The sequence below is a fragment of the Pantoea sp. CFCC18177 genome, from assembly GCF_059412425.1.
The window spans coordinates 173,146-194,121 of sequence record NZ_JBNBPL010000002.1; the positions used below are offsets into that span (position 1 = coordinate 173,146).

21 protein-coding genes are annotated in these 20,976 nt (G+C 53.9%); 10 read left to right on the plus strand and 11 right to left on the minus strand.

Annotated features, from left to right (window positions below; all coding sequences use genetic code 11):
- Positions 1 to 236: 236 nt before the first annotated feature.
- Positions 237 to 1,112, minus strand: coding sequence for an AraC family transcriptional regulator (locus ACPUC8_RS02885; RefSeq protein WP_039327334.1), 876 nt, complete (start codon positions 1,110 to 1,112; stop codon positions 237 to 239).
- Positions 1,113 to 1,294: 182 nt separating this feature from the next.
- On the opposite strand from ACPUC8_RS02885, the gene ACPUC8_RS02890 reads away from it, so the two are divergent.
- Entirely contained in the window at positions 1,295 to 2,194 is a 900-nt protein-coding gene (locus ACPUC8_RS02890) for a DMT family transporter (RefSeq protein ID WP_039327414.1), read from the plus strand.
- 38 nt (positions 2,195 to 2,232) lie between these two features.
- On the opposite strand, the gene ACPUC8_RS02895 is transcribed toward ACPUC8_RS02890, so the two are convergent.
- On the minus strand, positions 2,233 to 2,472 hold the full coding sequence (locus ACPUC8_RS02895; RefSeq protein ID WP_039327337.1) for a hypothetical protein: 240 nt from the start codon (positions 2,470 to 2,472) through the stop codon (positions 2,233 to 2,235).
- A 278-nt stretch (positions 2,473 to 2,750) separates the two neighbouring features.
- On the opposite strand from ACPUC8_RS02895, the gene ACPUC8_RS02900 reads away from it, so the two are divergent.
- Together ACPUC8_RS02900 and ACPUC8_RS02905 are read left to right on the plus strand one after the other, a co-directional pair.
- Positions 2,751 to 3,968, plus strand: coding sequence for an L-lactate MFS transporter (locus ACPUC8_RS02900; protein WP_039327340.1), 1,218 nt, complete (start codon positions 2,751 to 2,753; stop codon positions 3,966 to 3,968).
- Positions 3,969 to 4,251: 283 nt separating this feature from the next.
- Positions 4,252 to 4,398 (plus strand): hypothetical protein, encoded by a 147-nt coding sequence (locus tag ACPUC8_RS02905; protein ID WP_197063290.1) that lies wholly within the window; start codon positions 4,252 to 4,254, stop codon positions 4,396 to 4,398.
- 67 nt (positions 4,399 to 4,465) lie between these two features.
- On the opposite strand, the gene ACPUC8_RS02910 is transcribed toward ACPUC8_RS02905, so the two are convergent.
- The 4 genes from ACPUC8_RS02910 to ACPUC8_RS02925 all read right to left on the minus strand — a co-directional run bounded on the left by ACPUC8_RS02910 (position 4,466) and on the right by ACPUC8_RS02925 (position 7,063).
- A complete protein-coding gene (locus ACPUC8_RS02910) occupies positions 4,466 to 4,747 on the minus strand; it encodes a hypothetical protein (RefSeq protein WP_494925553.1) in 282 nt (93 codons plus the stop codon).
- Positions 4,748 to 5,004: 257 nt separating this feature from the next.
- Entirely contained in the window at positions 5,005 to 5,808 is an 804-nt protein-coding gene (locus ACPUC8_RS02915; RefSeq protein WP_494925554.1) for a hypothetical protein, read from the minus strand.
- A gap of 9 nt (positions 5,809 to 5,817) precedes the next feature.
- Positions 5,818 to 6,270 (minus strand): universal stress protein, encoded by a 453-nt coding sequence (locus tag ACPUC8_RS02920; protein ID WP_058969475.1) that lies wholly within the window; start codon positions 6,268 to 6,270, stop codon positions 5,818 to 5,820.
- Positions 6,271 to 6,277: 7 nt separating this feature from the next.
- Positions 6,278 to 7,063, minus strand: coding sequence for an IclR family transcriptional regulator (locus tag ACPUC8_RS02925; RefSeq protein ID WP_039327351.1), 786 nt, complete (start codon positions 7,061 to 7,063; stop codon positions 6,278 to 6,280).
- A gap of 150 nt (positions 7,064 to 7,213) precedes the next feature.
- Between ACPUC8_RS02925 and ACPUC8_RS02930 the strand changes: the two genes are divergently transcribed.
- From ACPUC8_RS02930 to ypdK, 3 genes are all read left to right on the plus strand, one after another.
- On the plus strand, positions 7,214 to 8,815 hold the full coding sequence (locus ACPUC8_RS02930) for an MFS transporter (protein WP_039327355.1): 1,602 nt from the start codon (positions 7,214 to 7,216) through the stop codon (positions 8,813 to 8,815).
- A 5-nt stretch (positions 8,816 to 8,820) separates the two neighbouring features.
- Positions 8,821 to 9,849, plus strand: a complete 1,029-nt coding sequence (locus ACPUC8_RS02935; RefSeq protein WP_039327358.1) for an HlyD family secretion protein — start codon at positions 8,821 to 8,823, stop codon at positions 9,847 to 9,849.
- A gap of 202 nt (positions 9,850 to 10,051) precedes the next feature.
- The gene (gene ypdK / locus ACPUC8_RS02940; protein WP_100701370.1) at positions 10,052 to 10,126 is read left to right on the plus strand and encodes a membrane protein YpdK; all 75 of its coding nucleotides are present in this window, start codon (positions 10,052 to 10,054) and stop codon (positions 10,124 to 10,126) included.
- A gap of 41 nt (positions 10,127 to 10,167) precedes the next feature.
- Here the strand turns inward: ypdK and alaC are convergent, their stop codons facing one another.
- A complete protein-coding gene (gene alaC / locus ACPUC8_RS02945) occupies positions 10,168 to 11,403 on the minus strand; it encodes an alanine transaminase (RefSeq protein ID WP_039327361.1) in 1,236 nt (411 codons plus the stop codon).
- 117 nt (positions 11,404 to 11,520) lie between these two features.
- Positions 11,521 to 12,045: a GNAT family N-acetyltransferase gene (locus ACPUC8_RS02950; protein ID WP_494925555.1), complete on the minus strand. Its 525-nt coding sequence runs from the start codon at positions 12,043 to 12,045 to the stop codon at positions 11,521 to 11,523.
- Between the two features lie 429 nt (positions 12,046 to 12,474).
- Between ACPUC8_RS02950 and ACPUC8_RS02955 the strand changes: the two genes are divergently transcribed.
- Together ACPUC8_RS02955 and ACPUC8_RS02960 are read left to right on the plus strand one after the other, a co-directional pair.
- Entirely contained in the window at positions 12,475 to 14,166 is a 1,692-nt protein-coding gene (locus tag ACPUC8_RS02955) for a sensor histidine kinase (RefSeq protein ID WP_039327372.1), read from the plus strand.
- Positions 14,163 to 14,888, plus strand: coding sequence for a LytR/AlgR family response regulator transcription factor (locus ACPUC8_RS02960; protein WP_039327375.1), 726 nt, complete (start codon positions 14,163 to 14,165; stop codon positions 14,886 to 14,888). Before ACPUC8_RS02955 ends, ACPUC8_RS02960 begins: the two co-directional genes overlap by 4 nt.
- A 33-nt stretch (positions 14,889 to 14,921) precedes the next feature.
- Here ACPUC8_RS02960 and glk read toward each other — a convergent pair whose 3' ends face one another.
- Positions 14,922 to 15,887, minus strand: coding sequence for a glucokinase (gene glk, locus ACPUC8_RS02965; protein WP_039327379.1), 966 nt, complete (start codon positions 15,885 to 15,887; stop codon positions 14,922 to 14,924).
- A gap of 156 nt (positions 15,888 to 16,043) precedes the next feature.
- Positions 16,044 to 17,699 carry an alpha-keto acid decarboxylase family protein gene (locus ACPUC8_RS02970; RefSeq protein WP_494925556.1) on the minus strand — a complete coding sequence of 552 codons (1,656 nt, stop codon included), beginning with the start codon at positions 17,697 to 17,699 and terminating at the stop codon, positions 16,044 to 16,046.
- 212 nt (positions 17,700 to 17,911) lie between these two features.
- On the opposite strand from ACPUC8_RS02970, the gene mgrA reads away from it, so the two are divergent.
- On the plus strand, positions 17,912 to 18,904 hold the full coding sequence (gene mgrA, locus ACPUC8_RS02975) for an L-glyceraldehyde 3-phosphate reductase (RefSeq protein WP_494925557.1): 993 nt from the start codon (positions 17,912 to 17,914) through the stop codon (positions 18,902 to 18,904).
- 159 nt (positions 18,905 to 19,063) lie between these two features.
- A complete protein-coding gene (locus tag ACPUC8_RS02980) occupies positions 19,064 to 19,402 on the plus strand; it encodes a DUF2502 domain-containing protein (protein ID WP_039327388.1) in 339 nt (112 codons plus the stop codon).
- 45 nt (positions 19,403 to 19,447) lie between these two features.
- Here the strand turns inward: ACPUC8_RS02980 and ACPUC8_RS02985 are convergent, their stop codons facing one another.
- Complete coding sequence (locus tag ACPUC8_RS02985; protein WP_039327390.1) at positions 19,448 to 20,689, minus strand: Nramp family divalent metal transporter; 1,242 nt, start codon at positions 20,687 to 20,689, stop codon at positions 19,448 to 19,450.
- Between the last annotated feature and the right edge of the window lie 287 nt (positions 20,690 to 20,976).

Here is a 20,976-nt window from a genome sequence, read left to right on the forward strand (position 1 = left end):
TTCTGCTCAGACAGAAATGCCCCTCTGTTTAGCAGGGTGTCACTCCGCACCGTCAAAACTGCCATTTTGCAAAACCTCATAAGTTGAACACGTAATTATAACAATAAAAACAACATCTTGATGGTTTGTATTGTATCTCAAGCGATGGAGAAATCACCGCATTAAGCATGTGCGTGAATGAATCTGAGACGTTTCTCGCAGTGTAATTTCGGCTGTTTCAGTGAATTACAGCGAAATTAAATCTGATGCGCGCTTTGACGCCACACCGAAGGCGTGACGCCATGCTGCTGGCGGAAGCGGTTGCTGAAGTGGCTGGAGGAGTGGAAACCACAGCGCAGTGCGATCTCGGTTAACGGCAGGGAGCTGAACTTCAACAGTTGCAGTGCGGTATCCATGCGGCGGCGCATCACATATTGATGCGGTGCTTCACCTACGCTGCTGCGGAACATGCGTGCAAAATGGTATTCGCTTAAGGCAGCTTCGGCGGCTAATTGCGCCAGGGTTAATGGCTGATCCAGCTGGGCATCAATATACGCCAGCACACGACGCAGCACCGCTGGGGCAAGGCCGCCTCGGACTTGAGGTGCCTGCCATTGCACTTCACTGTAACGCTGTAAAAGATGCGTCATCAGCAAAGTTGAGGCACTGCTCAACATTAACTGGTTAGCCGGTTGCTGCCAGTCCACGCTCAGCAGGAAATGGCGATAAAGCTGCGTGATGCGATCGTCATCGGCAAAGATTTTTTCGTGCAGATTGAGCTGAGCGGGACTGCGATCCCAAATCTGCTCGCCCAGATGGCGCAAATGCGCATCGGTACAATAGAGATGCACGAACGACAAATCTGACCGCAGGTCCCAGGTGGATTCCACACCAGAAGGCATCAGGCAAAAGCGATCCGGGCCGCCACCGTTGCGCCAGCCGTGGGGCGTTTTATGCCAGGTGTCATAGCCATCTGCGGTATACAGGCTGAGCGTATGGTGATCGCTGAGATTGGTCACGCGATCGCCACTGTTAAACCACGCCGCCAACTTGATGCCACTCGACAGCTGCACGCTATCGCGCAGTTGCGCTTTGTGGCGCTGCAGCATGTCGAAGGTCTGGTAATCAGGCATGGAAGGTGTCTACTCGCAGTTCAATTAGGCACAGTTTACGTATCTCTTCGGACAGAAGACAGACCAGCATGGGACATGATGGAAAAAATGCGCAAGATTTTGCAATTATCCCGCAAAGCCCTGCAAGCGTCTCTGCGTTGAAATCAGCACACTGCAGCCATGATTTTGCTGGAGAGTATCTGATGAACATAATGCTTTACCTTGCAGTAGTGCTTATTTGGGGCACCACCTGGATCGCGATTTTTCTACAACAAGATGCCGCCAATACCCCGGTGTTGGTGGCGGTGTTTTGGCGTTTCTTACTGGCATCTGTACTGATGCTGGTAATCCTGAAACTGTTAAAACGCCTACGACCACTGGACAAACAAGACCACCTGTTTTGCGTGCTGCAAGGCTGCTGTGTGTTCGGCTTCAATTTCGTCTGTTTTTATCATGCGGCGGCGTGGATCAGCAGCGGACTGGAATCAGTGATTTTCTCCATGGCGGTGCTGTATAACGCCCTCAATAGTTGGATTTTCTTCCGCCAGCGCCCACCGTTTCGCCTGTTGCCTGCGGCAGTATTGGGGCTAGGAGGAATCGTCGCGCTGTTCTGGAATGATATTCAGGCTGCACATCCCGCGCCACAGCTGCTGTGGGGCGTCGGACTCAGTGCCTTGGGCACATTGGGCTTCTCGCTGGGTAATATGATCTCCACCCGCCACCAGCGTCGTCAACGCGACGTGCTGACCACCAACAGCTACGCCATGCTGTATGGCGCGATTATGATGGCGGTTCTGGCACTGCTGAACGGTGATTCACTGGCCCCTGCGCTAAATCTGCAATGGCTTGGCTCAATGAGTTATCTGGCCATCTTTGGTTCTGTGTTGGGTTTTGGCGCCTATTTCACGTTAGTAGGCCGTATTGGTGCCAGTCAGGCCGCTTACAGCACCCTGCTATTCCCGTTGGTGGCGCTCACGCTGTCCACCGTCTATGAAGGATATCAGTGGCATGACAATGCGATTGTTGGACTGGTGATGATTCTGGCAGGGAACATGGTGATGTTCGTACGCTGGCCGAAGGCGCGCAAATTGCGCCTGGCCTGATAAAGCGAGAGCGGGCATTGCGCCCGCTCTTTTTTCCTCTAACGCCAGCCCTGCACGCCGATATTGAGCTGGTGAGGTTTATTGATGGCTTTTCTGGCAATCCAGTAAAGCAGAACGCGTTCATCATCTCTGTCGCGATCGGCCATAGCCAGTAGTTTAAGCGACAGCGTGGATTTAGTCACAGGCTGATGCTCATCGCTTAACTCGATCACCGCCTGACCGATGATGCAGCAAACTTCATCCTCGCTTGACGCGGATTCATATGCTCGGTCTGTCATATTTCCTCCTGTTTAGTGAGTTTTAAGCCTGGCAAAAGCTGGCGAATTTGCAGGCGATAGGGCGCAATTGATACAACTCATTACAAATACTCACTAACAGCAATCACCTGTTGTTGATTGACACTGACGCTTCGTTTATTCGTTGCCAATGCCATTCATACCCGTTTCACTGCATTTCATTCCGCCCTCCAGTCCATTCACGCCCTCACCTGCCCCGCACGCGCGTAAGGCGCTTATTATCGCTGCAGATTCCGTATTCCCTGAGGGGAGAGATAAAAATGAAAACAGCCCTAACCGCGCAACACCAGCGTACTCGTATGTTTACCCTAATTGGCACCATCATCACCCAGTTTGCCCTGGGTTCGGTCTACACCTGGAGCCTGTTCAACGGCCAACTGGCGCATAAGTTGGATGCACCAATCAGCCAGGTCGCTTTCTCGTTTGGTTTGTTAAGTCTGGGACTGGCGATCGCCTCGTCACTGGCGGGCAAACTGCAGGAACGATTCGGCGTTCGCAACGTCACCATCGGCGCCGGGATCTTAATGGCCGTCGGCTTCTGGCTCACCGCCCATGCCGATAACCTGATGATGCTGTATCTCAGCGCAGGCATTCTGGTCGGTCTGGCTGATGGTGCCGGTTACCTGTTAACCCTGTCTAACTGCGTAAAGTGGTTCCCAGAGCGTAAAGGGCTGATCTCCGCCTTTTCGATTGGTGCCTATGGATTAGGCAGCCTCGGCTTTAAATTCATTTGTGGTGCGTTGTTGAGTACCTACGGCCTTGAAAACACCTTTATGATTTGGGGTGTGCTGGCCATGAGCATGATTATCATCGGTGCCTTGATGATGCGTGATGCACCAGTGCAGCAAACCAGCGGTAATGCGCAGTTGCAGGCAAAAGATTACACCCTGGCGCAATCAGTACGTTTGCCGCAGTACTGGATGCTGGCGCTGATGTTCCTCACCGCGTGTATGAGCGGCCTTTACGTTATCGGCGTAGCGAAAGATATCGGCGAAGGTATGGTGCATCTGACCACACAAACGGCAGCCAATGCGGTCACGGTGATTGCCATTGCTAACCTTAGCGGTCGTCTGATTCTTGGCGTACTGTCCGATAAAATGGCACGTATTCGCGTGATTTCTCTGGCACAGATGGTTTCGCTGGTCGGCATGAGCATCCTGCTGTTCACGCGTATGAATGAAACCACCTTCTTCCTGTCGCTGGCTTGTGTCGCCTTTAGCTTTGGCGGCACCATCACCGTGTTCCCGTCGCTGGTCAGTGATTTCTTCGGTCTCAATAACCTGACCAAAAACTACGGTCTGATTTACCTTGGCTTTGGTATCGGCAGCGTAATGGGTTCTCTGGTGGCTTCGGTGTTCGGCGGCTTTACCGTCACCTTCAGCCTGATTATGACGCTGCTGGTGATTTCGCTGGTATTGTCGCTCAGTATCCGTCTGCCAAATCGTCAAAACGTCAGCGAACCTTTGCTGCATAATTAATTTTCCGGGATGCCGCAGCCTGTGCGGCATCCTCTTTCTCCCTCTTTCCTGCACAAATAAAGCGTTATTGAGAACAGCTGTTATTTAGTATTGCATTTCAGATTATTCGCGCTATTATCTTTATGTATTCAGCTTTATCTGATTGGTTTATTCCCCGCCCAGACGTTTTTAGCTTTAAATTGACATATCTGGTAATAGATCCAGAAATAACTCTACATTCCCTGCATCTTCACTCCACTTTTTCCCAGTAATCTGGCTTCATTGAAAAAGAGGAGGACTCTCCATGAAAACGTTTATTAAAATTGCTTCGGTTGCGGCCATTATGACCATGTTGAGTGGCTGTATCGTCCATGACGGTTACAGACACGGTCCCGGCTGGGGTAATGGCGGCTGGCATCATGACCGTGGCTACCATGGTCGCCACTGGTAATTGGGCAAAGCACACACAGCAAATAATAAAAAAATAAAAAGGGCGGGAATTTATCCCGCCCTTTCTTTTAGCTTTTTACCGCATAATTACATTGGTACCAGGCTTTCTTTAATCCTGGTAAATGGCTTTCCTGCGCAGGCAATGATTCCACTTTATCGAAACCGCGCTGGTTACAGTAATTAGCCAGATCGAGTTCCATCGCATCTTTATTTAGCTTTTGCGGATCATAGCGGTACTGAACAGTATTTGAGCTGGCATCTTCATCAACACGTTCAAATCCACCGGGTTTGCTGACGCTACAACCGGCCAGCATAAAGAGCGCCATCGCGCTAATAAATATTTTTTTCATTAGGATGTCCTCATTAGATGCCGCAGTTTAAAAGGCAGCATCGCGCGCATCTATAGGAATCAGGCGCGAAAATTTTCAAAAAACAAAGTTTTCACCAATTAAATTGATAAAACCAAACGGTTTTCCTTCACTCATAGGCAATGAGAAGATGCCTACAGACGTAACAAAGTCTGCACCACACCAGGTGATACCCAGAAAAGAAAACCAATAGTGACCTTTGTGCCCGCGCTGAGCGGGCTTTTTTTTGCCCGCTAACGCTAACCGGTTAGGCTGACCATCTTACGTAAAAGATTGGCGGCTTGTTTGGCAGGCAATGCGAGAATGCCGCTGTAGAGATCAATCGACATGGCACACATCGCGCTGCGATCGACGGCGGTGTCTGCTGGCATGTTGAGCTGTTGCAGTTTATCGCCCCACTTCCCGTAGAGTTTTTCAACGATGCTTTGCAAATCCCGCTGCGCCAGGGCCTGATCCAAGGGTTGATCGTTGCCTGTGCTCTTTAGCAACAGCTTATCGAGTGCCTGTGCGTCCCGCTGGTAGAGTTCCGGTGACAAGGCTTGTTGCAGGTTAATCCCGCCATTGACCTGTGGGTAAAGAAAACGGAAACAGCGCTGTGGTTCAGGCTGCTGCAATGCCTGCATTTCTTCTACTGAGACGCGCAAATAATTGACCAACGTAGCATCATCGGCACGCGCCATACGCTGGTTGACTAAATCCATCAGCCAGCCCCGTAGTTCACCCAGCGCCTGGTCGGCGGGAACGCCTTCCATCCGCTTGTGGAGCAGTTCTCGGTTAAGCAATTGCCATAGTGCCGGTTCCTGGGTTTTCAGCAAACGATAGCCCGGAGCCAGACTGAGTTGTGTCGAGACTTCCTGAGCCAGCGCCTGCCGCTCTTGACGAGGATGCAGCCAGCTAAACCACAGTAAGTTGGCCAGCACTAACGGCAGCAGAAAGAGAATCACTCCCTGCCATAAACGCAGCGATGTGGTGCGAACCAACACAATGATGATGATTGCCAGCAGCACAAAGGCCACCAGCGTAATGGGGAAAAGCGAGAGCATGGAGCGTGATTAATCCTTGCGAACGTCAATCAATACCGGACAGTTGGCGCGCTCAATAACGGCTGCGCTAACCGAACCTTTCAGCAGACGGTTAAAAGGCGAAAGATGGCGGCGGCCAATAATAATCATGCTGGCCTTTAGCACATTGGACTGGGCCACAATGGTTTCCGCCGCTTCACCGGCCATAATCAAGCCTTTCGCTGCTACACCCGCACGCAATAGTGGAGCCAGCGCGTGACGTACCACCATTTCTGCGGTGTTTTGTTCATCTTTTGCGGCCACGAAATCGTCGGGATCCTCTCCGGCATCAATTTCGATGGGCTGATTGCAGGATGAATAGGCCGGATCGACGCAACACAGCACCGTCACCTGCGCCTGTTGCGCTAACGCCTGTTCAATAGTCAGCGCAATCACTTTTTCTGCCACCGGTGAGTTATCAATGGCCATCAGCAACGTTTTCATCAGTTGGTTATCCTTCCACAGCGGTCATTTTGCCAATTTCGCGAATTATCGCCTCTTTGCACTTCAAGATTTCCTCACGATAGCGCGCTTCCTGTTTATGAAAACGAGCGGTTGGCACCAGCAACGAGATAGAAAAGCGCCCGAACAAGGTGTCGATCGCCACTGCCATGGTGGAAATACCTTCCAGCGTTTCGCCGCGATCGATGGCCAGACCGCTGATGCGCACTTCTGCAATCAACTCCAGCAGTTGCGGCAGGGTTTTCACCGTCATTTCGGTCAGCTCTTTATAAGCTTCACCGACCATCACCCGCACATCGTCATCACTCTCCAGCGCCAGCAATGCGCGACCGCCAGAGGTGCTGTAAAGCGGAAGATTCAGCCCAATACGCGGCACCACACGCAATTCACGTGAGGCCACCACATAATGCACGATCGCCAGCTGTGTGCCGCTGGCGCGCGCCAGTGAGACGGTCTCGTTGATTTCTGCTGAAAGTTGTTCCAGGAACGGGCGCACGATTTCAACTACGTCGCTGTGCACGCTGGAGATCAATTTGAGCAGCGCCGGCCCCAGACGCAAACCGCCCGCGCCGCTGCTACGCACCAGTTGGGCGCTATCCAACGCGGCGATGATGCGCTGCACCGTGGAGCGAGGGAGATCAACCACCTGCGCAATTTCACCCAGACTCATGCCGCCGGGATGTTCACCCAGCGCATTCAGAATTTTTGCCGCACGCGCGATGACCTGAATGCCACCCGCTTTTTCATCCTCACGGCTAGAGGGAATTTCAACCATTGTCCGTTCCTTTTTGGCCTGCCCTACTTTAGCGCGAATGACCGCACTTTTACACCCTGTATCACATTGCAATACATCATACCGAGATGTAAGATGCGACATGTATCACATCGCAATACACTGCATCAATAAAAACAAGAGAAGCCTGTTATGAACGCCCAGCCTGTTGCGGCTCCGGCTCCCCATCCGTTTACCTTGCGCCTGGCGTTAGGGTTGGTTGGCGTGCTGATAGCTGCGCTCACTTCCGGATTAAACGACCGCGTGACCGATATCGCGCTGGCGGATATCCGAGCTGCGATCGGCATTAGCTACGATCAAGGCAGCTGGATCATCTCCGCCTACCAAGCCGCGGAAGTGGCCGCCATGATGATCGCACCCTGGTTTGCCGTGACGTTTTCACTGCGACGCTTCGCCCTGGCCGTATGCACCGGATTTATGCTGAGCGGATTACTGCTGCCTTTAATGCCTGGCTCGACGCTATTCATCGCACTGCGTGTGATTCAGGGCCTGTTCGGTGGTGCACTGCCACCGCTGCTGATGACCGTCGCACTGCGTTTTTTACCGCCTCCCATTAAGCTGTATGGCTTGGGTGCCTATGCCTTGACCGCGACCTTTGGCCCCAACCTCGCCGCCACGCTGGCCGCTTTCTGGACCGATGAAGTCGGCTGGATGTTTGTTTTCTGGCAGGTGGTCCCCGCGATGCTGATTGCCATGCTGTTGATTGGCTGGGGGTTGCCACAGGATCCACTGCGCTTCGAGCGCTTCAGGCAGATCGATCTGTTCGGCATGCTGACCGGCTGCTCGGGCATGGCGCTGCTGATACTGGCTTTAACCCAAGGCGAGCGCCTTGACTGGCTCAGTTCCCCCTTGTTCGTCGCGCTATTATTCAGCGCACTCGCATTGCTGACTGTGTTCTTTATTAATGAATGGTTTCACCCGTTACCCTTGTTCAAATTGCAGATGCTGCGTCGGCATAATTTGACGCACGGATTACTGGCTCTGGCGGGAGTGTTGATTTTATCGCTGTCAGGCTCAGCCCTGCCCTCCGCCTATCTCGCTCAGGTTGAAGGCTTCCGCACGCTGCAATTCGCGCCGCTGGCGTTAACCATCGGCCTGCCACAACTGTTGATCGCCCCGCTGGTTGCCGCGCTGCTCAACATAAGGTGGATCGATTGCCGCTGGATGCTGACGGCGGGCGTCACGTTACTGGTGATGTCATGCCTGATGGGGATGCACATCACCACTGACTGGGCACGCCAGAACTTCTGGCTGATTCAAATCCTGCAGGCTTTCGGTCAGCCGATGGTGATTTTGCCGGTATTGATGAGCGCCACCAGCGTGGTGGCCCCACCGGAAGGGCCTTTCGCCTCAGCGATGTTTAATACGGTACGCGGTTTCTCCAGCATTGCCGCCAGTACGCTGGTGACATGGTTTATCAGCCATCGCGAGCAGTTTCACTCCAACATATTGGTAGGGAATGCCGCCAGCCGCGACTGGCTGATGACCGCCCCCACCAGTGCTCAATCGAGCAGTAGTTTTCCTTTATTGCCAGATGGCAGTGCCAGCAGCGCTGAAAACCTCAGCGGTTTCGCCACGTTGCTGAAACACCAGGCGATGGTGCTGAGCCTGAGTGACTGTTATCAGATGCTGATCGCTTTCGCTGCGCTGCTGTTATTGCTCACCGCCTGGCTGCCAAAGCGCGTCTGGCCACCACAAACCCTGATTCAACCTGTTACGACGACGTCGAGATAATTGATATGCAAGCTTCTGCTTTGAAAAGAACGGTGCTGCTGAGCGCCTTATTAATCGTGTTGCTGGCAATGGCCTTTTTTGTCTGGTCATCAATGACCGGTAACGATCACCGTACGGATGATGCCTATGTAAATGCCGATTACACCCTGGTGGCTCCGAAAGTGTCCGGCTATGTCGCCAGCGTGAATGTGCTGGATAACCAGCAAGTGAAAGCGGGCGAGTTGCTGGCCACGCTGGACGATCGTGACTACCGCGTGGCGCTGGAAACCGCGCAGGCAAATCTGCAAGTGAGTGAGGCCAAGCGGCTGAGCAGCCAGGCGCAACTGGAGCAACAGCAGTCCACCATTGACGAGGCGAAAGCCACCTTAGCCGCCAGCCAGGCATCGTCTCAGTACGCCGGACAAAGCGCAGCACGTTACAATCAGCTGTATAAAAGCGGCACCATTGCCGCCGATGAACAGCAAAAAGCCAGCTCGACCCAGCGTTCCGCCTCGGCAGCTGTGCGCCAGAGTGAAGCCGCTTTAGCCGCCGCCATCAAGCAGGTGGGCGTATTGCAGGCGGCCGTGCGTCAGGCGGAAGCCGATGTGACCGCCGCCCAAGCCAGTGTTGACCAGGCTAAGCTGAATCTTTCCTATACGCGCATCGTCGCGCCCGTGGATGGCATGGTAGGACAGCGGTCGGTGCGACTGGGCGCGTACGTCAGCGCGGGCACCCGTTTGCTGGCGGTGGTGCCGTTGCAACAGACGTACATTACGGCCAATTATCTTGAGACGCAGTTAGCCGATGTGCAGCCAGGACAGAAAGCGGTGGTGAAGGTTGATGCGTTGCCAGGCAAGCGCTTTACCGGCCATGTTGACAGCATTGCACCGGCCACGGGGGCGACTTTTTCCGCGATTTCACCCGACAATGCCACTGGTAATTACACCAAGGTGGTACAGCGTTTACCGGTAAAAATTGTGCTGGATGCCAACCAGCCGGATCTGGCGCAATTGCGTGTGGGCATGTCCGCCATTCCAGAAATTGAAGCCCGCTGAAAATGTGAGCAATCTCTCAGAAGTGGCCTATTTATTTTCGGATCGATTGCGCGTAAATTAGCGCTCGATCCTGTTCTGAGTTCGCTTGGAACCACCTGAGAAGAAAGCGTGCAGCGGTTATGAACTTCACCTTTCTCTTATTCTGTTCGGGTTACGCTGGCGTGGGATCACCAGCATGGTAACCGCTCAGAGGAGTTGTTTTGTGAGATACGCTTTAATGGGAGTTTCTTTCTTCCTGTTGATCTGGGTTGGCACCTTCGTGCTGATGCTCAAATAAATCATGCCAGGCGGGGCGACCAGTGTCGCCCCTCTTAGTTTTTACTCTTCTTCATCCAGCGCTTTCACCGTTCCCGGCAAAATGCCGTCGGCACGGAACATCGATTTGATGCCGCGCACCGCCTGACGGATACGATCGCTGTTTTCAATCAGTGCAAATCGGACATGGGTATCACCGTAGTCACCGAAACCAATGCCCGGCGAGACGCACACCTTGGCTTCCTGCATCAGCAGTTTGGCGAACTCCAGTGAACCGAGATGCGCGTAGTGATCGGGGATTTTTGCCCAGACGTACATCGACGCTTTAGGCAGATCGACCATCCAGCCCGCCTCATGCAAGCCTTTTACTAAGACATCACGACGGCGTTTGTACTGTTCCGCAATATCGCGCACGCATTGTTGATCCCCTTCCAGTGCGGCAATGGCCGCGACCTGCAATGGCGTGAAGGTGCCGTAGTCGTGATAGCTTTTGATGCGGGCCAGCGCAGAGACCAGCTCTTTGTTGCCGACCATAAAGCCGATACGCCAGCCTGCCATGTTGTAGCTTTTTGACAGGGTGAAGAATTCCACCGCGACATCACGTGCGCCGGGCACCTGCATTATCGACGGTGCTTTCCAGCCATCGTAGGTGATGTCTGCGTAAGCAAGATCGTGAATCACCAGCACGTTGTACTGTTTCGCCAGCGCAATCACGCGCTCGAAGAAGTCCAGCTCAACGCATTGTGACGTCGGGTTCGATGGGAAGCCGAGGATCATCATCTTCGGTTTTGGATAGCTTTCGCGGATGGCGCGCTCTAATTCGTTGAAGAAGTCGACGCCTGCCACCAGCGGCACTGAACGTACCTGCGCCCCAGCAATCACCGCGCCGTAGATGTGAATCGGGTAGCTGGGGTTTGGCACCAGCACGGTATCACCGTGATCGAGAGTTGCCAGCATGAGATGTGCCAGCCCTTCTTTTGAACCGATGGTGACAATCGCTTCCGATTCCGGGTCGATGTCTACTTGATAGCGGTCTGCGTACCAGCGCGAGATGGCGCGACGCAGACGCGGAATGCCTTTAGAGGTTGAATAGCCGTGCGTGTCTTCGCGTTGCGCCACCTGGCAGAGTTTTTCCACGATATGCGGCGGCGTAGCGCCATCGGGGTTCCCCATCGAGAAATCGATGATGTCTTCGCCGCGCCGACGCGCAGCCATCTTCAACTCAGCGGTGATGTTAAATACATATGGGGGAAGGCGTTCAATACGCGAGAAACGACGGGGTGTGCTGTTATCAGCCATGATGTCCTCTGGATTACGTTAGCGCCCGGACCGTCCGAGCGACGCTGGTCACTGCGGTGACCGAAGAAGAACATAACGCGCTGATAACAGAATTGTCGAGAGCAACAGAATATTTTTTTAATTTTCTGGATTCAGGCGACCGAACACCCAATCGTTCACCCATTGGTCGTTTAACAGGTAATTATCCCGTAGCGTACCCTCTAGCTCGAAACCATTCTTTTCCAGAATGCGCCGCGATGGCCAATTCCCCTCGATAACCAGCGCTTTGAGCTTATGAAATTCTGCCTCCATCAAGAAGTCACAGAGCGCTTGCAGGGCTTCACTGCCATAACCGTTTCCGGTAAAGCGATGGCAGAGCATGTAACCCACTTCGGCCTGGCGATAGGGCTGCCATTCGGCACTGCATCCAAACAGGCCAATAGGTTCATTGGTGTCACGCAGGCGCGCCACCAGGCAGAGCATGTGGAAACTGCTGGCCTGCCAGGGCGCGAGCCGGTCATTAAAACGCTGGCGAATGTCATTTTCATCAGGAATTTCGCTGACCCATGTCATGGTCGCGGGGTCTTCATGCACGGCTTTAAAGATTTGCCAGTCTTCGGGTTGTAAGCGAGTCAGAGATAAACGAGGGGTGAGAAGTTGCATTGCTGCGCTCCGCGAATTTACTCAGGGCAACATAGCAAACCGGACAATAGACAACCAGCGCTCAGCGCACGGATTTATTAATCCTCTTTTTGTTACTCAAGTTTTCCTCTTTTTCCTGATGTTCTTGCTGCGGGTCCGTGCGCAATCCAGAAAAGCCGCGTCCGATCGCAAAGGAAGCACGCATCCCAGCAGATCGGCCGCGCCGTCCATGGCGCGGACGCTTCGTTCTTCGGACGCGGCTTTTCTGGACCTTAAGCATAGGAGTTGCTGTTTAATCATCATGGCCGGCTGTCAATTCTCGTTAAAAATTGATCTACACCATCAGAAGCGTTTGTCGGGTGCCTTTGCGCTGGCAGATCTTGATCACATTTTTTATCATAGCCCCATCCAAGCTCAGTCTGAGAGATGCCCTTGCCTTCCCACTTCGACATGCTGTTGGCGGTGTTTGACCGCGCTGCATTGATGCTGATCTGCCTTTTCTTCCTCACGCGCACGCGCGTGTTTCGTCAGCTATTGCAGAAAGATGAGCATTCGATAAAAGAGAAAGTGGTGGTGACGGCGATTTTCTCGCTGTTTGCGCTGTTTAGTACCTGGTCAGGTATCAACGTGGATGGCTCGTTGCTGAACGTACGCGTGATTGCAGTGATGTCAGGTGGGATTCTGTTTGGCCCCTGGGTCGGCATTGCCACCGGTGTCATCGCGGGTGTGCATCGTTACTTGATTGATATGGACGGCGTCACCGCCGTGCCCTGTTTAATCACCAGCATTATTGCCGGGATCGCGTCAGGCGTGATCAATCGTCGGGTGGGTAAAGAGCAGCGTTGGCGCGCCGGTATCTTAGGCGGCATGCTGTGCGAAACCCTCACCATGCTGCTGATTGTGCTGTGGGCCAGACCGATGTCTCTGGGCTTTTCGATTGTCTCAGAGATTGCGCTGCCGATGATCCTTGGCGCATCCAGCATCGGCCTGATTGTGCTGCTGGTGCAGAGCGTAGAGGGTGAAAAGGAGGCGATTGCTGCGCGTCAGGCCAAGTTAGCGCTGGAGATTGCCAACAAAACCCTGCCGCTGTTTCGCCAGGTGAATAGTCAGTCATTACGCCAGGTGTGCGATATCATCCGCAGCGATATTCATGCTGACGCGGTCGCCATCACCAATACCAAACAAATTCTGGCTTACGTCGGTTACGGCGAGCATAACTACCAGAATGGGGATGATGGCATCAGCCCCACCACCGCGCAGTCCATCGCCAGCGGCAAAATCATTATCAAGAATAATGATGAGGCGCACCGCACCAAAGATATTCACTCGATGCTGGTTATTCCCCTTTGGGAAAAAGGGGAAGTGACAGGCACACTAAAAATCTATTATCGCCGGGCGCACCGCATCACCGGTTCGCTAAAAGAGATGGCGATTGGCCTGTCACAAATCATCTCCACTCAGTTAGAAGTATCGCGCGCGGAGCAGTTGCGCGAAATGGCCAACAAAGCGGAACTGCGCGCGCTGCAAAGTAAGATCAACCCGCACTTCCTGTTTAATGCGCTCAACGCGATTTCGGCGTCCATTCGCCTCAATCCCGATACGGCGCGTCAGTTGGTGATTAATCTGTCGCGTTATCTGCGCTACAACCTGGAACTCAACGATGACGAGCCCATCGATATTAAAAAAGAGTTGTGGCAGGTGAAGGATTACATTGCCATTGAACAGGCACGCTTTGGCGACAAGCTCTCGATGATTTACGACATCGATGAAGACCTGCACTTTTCTCTGCCAAGCCTGCTGATTCAGCCACTGGTGGAAAATGCCATTGTGCACGGGATCCAACCGTGTCGCGGCAAGGGTGTGGTGACATTGAGCGTGAAAGATTTGGGCGATAATGTCCGCGTGGCGGTGCGTGATACCGGTGCCGGTATCAGTGAAGAGGTTATTGCTCGCGTGGCGCGCGATGAGATGCCCGGCAATAAAATTGGTCTGCTGAATGTCCATCATCGGGTCAAACTGCTTTCGGGTCAGGGGCTAACTATCATTCGTCATCAACCCGGCACCGAGATCTCCTTTACGCTGAGTAAAAATGGTCAGCGCCTGGCTGCGCCATTAAGCCTTATTTCGGAACACAACGCGTGAAAGCCATCATCGTCGAAGACGAATTCCTTGCTCAACAAGAGTTGAGCTGGATGATTCAGCAACACAGTCAGATCGCTATCGAAGCCTGCTTTGATGATGGTCTGGAGGTGTTGAAATACCTGCAAAACCACCGTGTGGATGTGATTTTCCTCGATATCAATATTCCGTCTCTGGACGGCATGCTGCTGGCGCAAAACATTAATCAGTTTGCTCACAAGCCGTTGATCGTGTTTATCACTGCCTGGAAAGAGCATGCGGTGGATGCCTTTGAACTGGATGCGTTTGACTACATTCTCAAGCCCTACCAGGAGTCGCGCATCATCACCATGCTGAACAAACTCGAAGCCACCGCGCAGCAGCAGCACGCGCAGGCCCAATCAGCCCAGAGTGCGCCGTTGACCGTCAATCTGGTGAAAGATGAGCGCATCATCGTCACCGATATCAACGATATCTATTACGTTGAGGCCCATGAAAAGCTGACGTTTGTTTATACCCGCCGCGAAGCCTATGTGATGTCGATGGCGATCAGCGAGTTTTGCAGTCGCTTGCCGGAGCAGCTGTTTTTCCGCTGCCATCGCTCGTATTGCGTCAACCTCAGCAAAATTCGCGAGATCGAGCCGTGGTTTAACAACACTTATCTGGTGAAGTTGCGTGATTTGGATGCGCAGGTGCCAGTGAGTCGTAGCAAGGTGAAGGCGTTTCGCCAGTTGATGAGGTTATAAGGCGAACGGCGCAGCGCCGCTCGCCCTTGTGCGTTACAGTACGCGGCCCAGCGTTTGGCGCAGATGCGCACCCGCGCCCAGTAAGCCTGGCTGATCGTGAGTAATCATGTAGACCGGAATATCCACCAGGTAATCACGGAAGCGGCCTTTATCTTCAAACGCAGCGCGGAAACCCGAGGCTTTGAAGAAGTCGAGGAAGCGTGGCACGATGCCACCGGCAATATACACCCCGCCAAAGGTGCCGAGATTCAGCGCCAGGTTGCCACCAAATCGCCCCATGATCACGCAAAACAGCGACAGTGCACGACGGCAATCGGTGCAGCTGTCTTGTAGTGCGCGTTCCGTTACATCTTTAGGTTTAAGATTTTCCGGCTCGCGCTGGTCAGATTTAACGATAGCGCGATACAGATTCACCAGCCCTGACCCGGACAGCACACGCTCCGCTGACACATGGCCCAGCTCGGCGCGTAACACCTCAAGGATTTCACCCTCTTCTTCGCTGTTTGGCGCGAAGTCAACATGACCGCCCTCACCCGGCAGGCTGACCCAGCGCTTATCCACATGCACCAGGTGACTAACTCCCAAACCGGTACCGGCACCGTAAATGGCAATTGGTTTACCTTCAACCGGGGCTTTACCGCCAAACTGCAGCACTTCATTTTCAGAAAGCATCGGAATAGCCATCGAGACTGCGGTGAAATCATTGATGATTTCCAGGCTCTCGAAGGCCAGATGTTCTTTCATCTCACGCGTTGAAAATGCCCAATCGTGGTTGGTCATCTCCACCCAGTCGCCGGTGATTGGGCAGGCAATCGCGATACAGGCGTGTTTGATCTCCTGCTTCTGCTCATCGAGATAAGCACGAATCACCGCTTCGAGATTGTCGTAGTCTGATGTTGAGAATGTTTTGGCCTGGGAGATGGCGCCGGTCTCCACCTCACACAAGGCGAGACGAGCGTTAGTGCCGCCCACATCGCCGACCAGGGCGTATTTTGTCATTCTTCTGCTGCTCCGCTTGGGTCATAAACAATTGCAGGACACTATATAAGAGCCTGCCAATAAAACAATCACGCCCACCAGCATGATGGGCGTCAATACTTCAGATGTGTGGCACAGCCTGACGTTCACAGCCTCATGTGTATAGAGGCAATTTTCCTAAACCTGCCCGCTGTTGCGCTGATGCAGCGCGGCAGTGACCTTACGCAGCAGAGGTGGCAGGTCTTGTTTCTCCATCACCACTTCCACCAGCGTCAGCCGGCGATTCAGCATTAATTGCTCCATCACCGCCGTCAGTTGCACCGTCTCACTCACCCGCCAGCTTTGTGCCTGACACTGCACACTCATGGCGTGCGGCAGCGCGGTCCAGTTCCAAGGGGCAATGTCGTTGTAGCGCTGTTCAGCACCGTGAATCGCCCGTTCAACCGTGTAGCCGTCATTATTTAACAGGAAGATGATCGGCTGTTGCCGGTCACGCTGCATCGAACCCAACTCCTGAATAGTCAGTTGCGCTGAGCCATCACCGATGATCAGGATGACGCGGCGCTCCGGCTGCGCGGTTTGCGCCCCGAAGGTCGCTGGTAGAGTATAGCCAATCGATCCCCATAACGGCTGCACCAGCAGTTGCGCGCCCTGTGGTAAACGCAGCGCTGCCGCGCCAAACGCCGCCGTGCCTTGGTCGGCCAGGATAATATCACCCGGCTGCAGGAAGCGCTGCATCGCCTGCCAGAATGCACGCTGACTGATTACCGCATCATCAGGTTGCTCATTTTCTTCGCAGGAAACGTGGTCGGCCAGCGCCCAGTGTGCGCAGTGACGTTGATAAATCGGCAGCAACACCGCCAGCGCCTGTGCCATGCTCAGCGGTGCAAAGCGTTCTCCGCCCACCGTGGCGTGGAAGGGTTGCAGGTCAATCACGCGTTCTGCAGGCAGATGCTGAGTGAAGCCAGCAGTTAAGGTGTCGGTAAAGCGCACGCCGACACACAGCGTCACATCGGTCTCTTCAATCGCACGGCGTACCGCTTCACTGCTGCCCTCCGCGGCGTAAGTGCCAACATAGCCCGGCTGCTGCTCATCCAGTACACCTTTGCCCATTAATAAGGTCGCGGCGGGAATAGCGCGTAGCTGGCGCAAGGTTGTGAGTGTTTTTTGCAGTTGCCAGCGTGCCGCGAGGAAGTCCGCCAGCAAGGCGACACGCTGCGCGGGCGCCAGAAGACGTTCAGCGGCTGCTGCAAACGCTGCAACAGCGGAATCGTCTGGTGTTGCTGAAGAAGGTAAATCGACGAGTTCAACCTGTGCGGCCGCCACGTCGACCGCCAGCAATAAATAGCCAGGCCGGTGATGATGCAGTGACTCGGTGATAACACGATCAATTTCCGCGACGGCATTCTCCGCTGTCAGCACCGCGCTGGCGACGCTGACCTCCTGTGCCATACGCAGGAAGTGATGGAAGTCGCCATCGCCTAAAGAGTGATGCACACAATGCCCCTGCTGCTGGGCTCGGCTGGCGGGAGCGCCCACAATATGAATGACAGGCACATACTCTGCAAAGCTGCCCGCAATGCCATTTATTGCGCTGAGTTCGCCCACGCCAAAAGTGGTGAGCAAGGCGGCGGCACCGTTGCAGCGTCCATAACCATCTGCCGCGTAGGCTGCGTTTAACTCATTGGCGCAGCCGACCCAGGCGATCTCAGGGTGTTCGATTACGCTGTCGAGAAATTGCAGGTTGTAATCGCCGGGTACGCCAAACAAGTGACGGATGCCAGCAAGCTGTAAACGGTGCAGTAAATAGTCGCCAACAGTGAGAGTTTTCATCGACAGCTCCTTCTTAAGGGAATAATCGAAGTATCAGCAATGTGGCTGAATTGGCGAGATTTTCACCATCAGCGCGCTGTGATTTGTGGCAAGCAATCGTTACGACGACAGAAAATTCTGTAAGTTGCGATCTTCGGCCCGTTTCGGCTTAGTGTAAACGCATACACTGCTATGCTGATGTCACTTTCTCCCCTTTGAGACAGGAACGCTGCATGTCTATTTTTCCCCATCCCGACCGTTATCAACAGATGCAATATCGCCGTAGTGGCCGTACCGGCATGAAGCTGCCCGCGATTTCGCTGGGTTTATGGCATAACTTTGGCGACAGCACGCGCGTCGATAACAGTCGTGAACTCCTGCGCCACGCCTTTGATCGTGGCATCACTCACTTTGATCTCGCCAATAACTATGGTCCGCCTCCGGGTTCCGCCGAGTCCAATTTTGGCCGTATTCTGCGCGAAGATTTTGCCGGACTGCGTGATGAACTGGTGATCTCGACCAAAGCGGGTTACACCATGTGGGATGGCCCGTATGGCGATTGGGGATCACGCAAGTATCTGGTTTCCAGTCTCGATCAAAGCCTGAAGCGTATGGGGCTGGAGTACGTCGATATCTTCTATCATCACCGTCCTGATCCAGAGACACCGCTGGAAGAGACCATGCGCGCGCTGGATCACTTGGTGCGTCAGGGCAAAGCGCTGTATGCCGCCATTTCCAACTATCCTGCCGATAAGGCCGCTGAAGCGATCGCCATTTTGCGTGACCTTGGTACGCCATGTCTGATCCACCAGCCAAAATACTCCATGTTCGAACGCGCCCCTGAAGAGCAAGGCTTGCTGGATGTGCTGGGAGACAATGGTGTCGGCTGCATCGCCTTCTCTCCGCTGGCGGGCGGTGTGTTGACTGACCGCTATCTACAAGGCATTCCAGAGGATTCACGCGCTGCCAGCGGCAGTAAATTCCTCAATGAGAGCCAACTGACCCAAGAGAAAATGGAGAAGGTGCGCAAGCTGCAGGCTATCGCGCAGCAGCGTGGGCTGAAGCTGGCGCAAATGGCGCTAAGCTGGGTGCTGCGTGATGAACGTGTGACTTCCGTGCTGATCGGTGCCAGCAAAACCGCGCAAATCGATGATGCTGTTGAGATGTTGAGCCAGCCGGTGCTAACGCAGGATGAGATTAATGCCATCCACGCCATTTTAGTGTAAGCGCTTCCCCACCCGGTTCAGGCCGGGTGTTTTCCGCAGCAGATAATTCTCAATTCAGATTTCCCTCAACCTTTTCAGACTCATTCTCAAGGCATGGTTGGTCCGATGTGGCAGACTAGCGCAACGGTGGCAGTGATAAGCTACTGAAAAGGAGAAGTAATGAAACGAGCTATTTTGTTTGCCGCGTTGCTGGCATCTTTATCCCCGTTGGCAATAAGCACAGCACATGCCGATAGCCTGACTATTCGCACACCCGGCGTGACGTTACATCTCGGCGACCGTGACCGTCGCGGTTATTACTGGGATGGTGGACGCTGGCGTGAACCGCGTTGGTGGAATGACCGCTACTCATACAATGAACGCCGCTGGTGGCGACACGATGAATGGCGACGCCACAAAGAGTGGGAGCGTGAACATCGCTGGCACGAGCGTGAACGCCGCGCACACTGGCGACACGACCATCGGCCGCCACCGCCACCCCCTCCTCACTGGCGTTAAAAAAATCCCGGCCTCAGAGCCGGGATTTTTCATTTTGCGGTTGGCTTACCAGCCGAGCGCTTCGCCCACCAGTAAGTAAAGATTCAACGCCACCACCAGTACCACAATCAAGCGCCCCGCGTTCTGCATCAGGCGTGAATTCACCATCTCATCGCCCATCAACTCACGGTTGCCAGTAAAGGCAAGCAGCGGAATCAGCGCCAGCGCAATACCAAAACTGAGCAGCACCTGGCTCATTACCAGAATGCGGGTGGGATCCCATCCCGCCCAAATCACAATAAAGGAAGGCAACATGGTGATGGTACGACGCAGCCACAGCGGAATGTGGAAACGGATAAAGCCCTGCATTACCACCTGCCCCGCCAGTGTACCGACAACGGTCGATGACAAACCGGCGGCGACCAGGCTCAGGCCAAACACGATAGCCGCCGCTTTGCCCAGCAGCGGTTGCAGCGTCAGGTACGCCTGGTCGAGATCGACAATACTGGTGTGGCCGCTAAAGTGGAAAGCCGCAGCGGCAGTGGCCATCATCGCCAGATTGACAAAGCCCGCGATAGTCATGGCAATCGCGACATCGAGTTTGGTCGAAGAGTAGCGATCGGCTTTGCTGCCAATATTCCCGTGTTGTGTCAGTGCGGAATGGAGATAAATGACATGTGGCATGATGGTGGCACCTAACACACCTGCCGCCAGGAATACTGCATCTGATGTCGGCAGCGAAGGCAACGCCATGCCGGTCACTAACTCACTCACTTTCGGCTGCGAGAAAAACAGCTCAACGATATAGGCCGCGGCGACAAACAACAGCAGGCCGCCAATCACTAATTCCAGCGGTTTCTGACCACGGTTTTGCAACATCAAAATCAAATAGGTGGCGACACCGGTCAACACCGCACCTTGCAGCAGCGAAATCCCCAGCAGCAGCTTAAAGCCGAGCGCCGCACCAATAAATTCAGCGAGGTCTGTCGCCATCGCGATGATCTCTGCCTGCACCCAATAGAACCACACCGCCGGGCGCGGGAAACGATCGCGAATGTGCTCAGCCAGGTTTTTGCCGGTAGCGATGCCCAGCTTGGCGGACATCAGCTGAATCAGCATCGCCATCACGTTAGCCCAAACCACCACCCACAGCAGCTTATAGCCGTAGGCCGCACCGGCCTGGATGTTGGTGGCGAAGTTACCGGGATCGATATAACCGATCGCCGCGATGAAGGCAGGGCCCAGCAGCGCGAGCTTGATTTTTCTGGCTCCGCGAGCGGCGCGCTCAGCGGTGCGGCTTTCTGACATAGTGTTGACCCTGTCCTAACGCTTGATGACCCTCACAGATTACGGGGCCAGCAAGGCAAGTGAAATATGGTTATCGTTATCGTAGTAATAGATGGTGCTATGAAGTATAGCCATTGCTATACCTTGCGGTAAAGCCAGTTCTTGCCAAAATGTTTGCAACAGGAATCACTCTACTCTCGGGTTATTTTATAGACAATGTTTTTGTGGATATTTCTTGTAACGGATTTGTGAAGAGGGTGTGAGCGGTGAGACTATTCTTAGAAATATGTCGATACCGAATACTTATA

Excerpts from the sequence above, each read along its gene's own strand:
- ACPUC8_RS02970 (WP_494925556.1), bottom strand. The coding sequence starts at position 17,699 with ATGAAAACTCTCACTGTTGGCGACTATTTACTGCACCGTTTACAGCTT.
- ACPUC8_RS02955 (WP_039327372.1), top strand. The coding sequence starts at position 12,475 with ATGCTGTTGGCGGTGTTTGACCGCGCTGCATTGATGCTGATCTGCCTT.
- ACPUC8_RS02885 (WP_039327334.1), bottom strand. The coding sequence starts at position 1,112 with ATGCCTGATTACCAGACCTTCGACATGCTGCAGCGCCACAAAGCGCAA.
- ACPUC8_RS02935 (WP_039327358.1), top strand. The coding sequence starts at position 8,821 with ATGCAAGCTTCTGCTTTGAAAAGAACGGTGCTGCTGAGCGCCTTATTA.
- ACPUC8_RS02925 (WP_039327351.1), bottom strand. The coding sequence starts at position 7,063 with ATGGTTGAAATTCCCTCTAGCCGTGAGGATGAAAAAGCGGGTGGCATT.
- ACPUC8_RS02895 (WP_039327337.1), bottom strand. The coding sequence starts at position 2,472 with ATGACAGACCGAGCATATGAATCCGCGTCAAGCGAGGATGAAGTTTGC.
- ACPUC8_RS02915 (WP_494925554.1), bottom strand. The coding sequence starts at position 5,808 with ATGCTCTCGCTTTTCCCCATTACGCTGGTGGCCTTTGTGCTGCTGGCA.
- ACPUC8_RS02920 (WP_058969475.1), bottom strand. The coding sequence starts at position 6,270 with ATGAAAACGTTGCTGATGGCCATTGATAACTCACCGGTGGCAGAAAAA.
- glk (WP_039327379.1), bottom strand. The coding sequence starts at position 15,887 with ATGACAAAATACGCCCTGGTCGGCGATGTGGGCGGCACTAACGCTCGT.
- mgrA (WP_494925557.1), top strand. The coding sequence starts at position 17,912 with ATGTCTATTTTTCCCCATCCCGACCGTTATCAACAGATGCAATATCGC.
- ACPUC8_RS02910 (WP_494925553.1), bottom strand. The coding sequence starts at position 4,747 with ATGAAAAAAATATTTATTAGCGCGATGGCGCTCTTTATGCTGGCCGGT.
- ACPUC8_RS02930 (WP_039327355.1), top strand. The coding sequence starts at position 7,214 with ATGAACGCCCAGCCTGTTGCGGCTCCGGCTCCCCATCCGTTTACCTTG.
- ACPUC8_RS02950 (WP_494925555.1), bottom strand. The coding sequence starts at position 12,045 with ATGCAACTTCTCACCCCTCGTTTATCTCTGACTCGCTTACAACCCGAA.
- ACPUC8_RS02980 (WP_039327388.1), top strand. The coding sequence starts at position 19,064 with ATGAAACGAGCTATTTTGTTTGCCGCGTTGCTGGCATCTTTATCCCCG.
- ACPUC8_RS02890 (WP_039327414.1), top strand. The coding sequence starts at position 1,295 with ATGAACATAATGCTTTACCTTGCAGTAGTGCTTATTTGGGGCACCACC.
- ACPUC8_RS02905 (WP_197063290.1), top strand. The coding sequence starts at position 4,252 with ATGAAAACGTTTATTAAAATTGCTTCGGTTGCGGCCATTATGACCATG.
- alaC (WP_039327361.1), bottom strand. The coding sequence starts at position 11,403 with ATGGCTGATAACAGCACACCCCGTCGTTTCTCGCGTATTGAACGCCTT.
- ACPUC8_RS02985 (WP_039327390.1), bottom strand. The coding sequence starts at position 20,689 with ATGTCAGAAAGCCGCACCGCTGAGCGCGCCGCTCGCGGAGCCAGAAAA.
- ACPUC8_RS02900 (WP_039327340.1), top strand. The coding sequence starts at position 2,751 with ATGAAAACAGCCCTAACCGCGCAACACCAGCGTACTCGTATGTTTACC.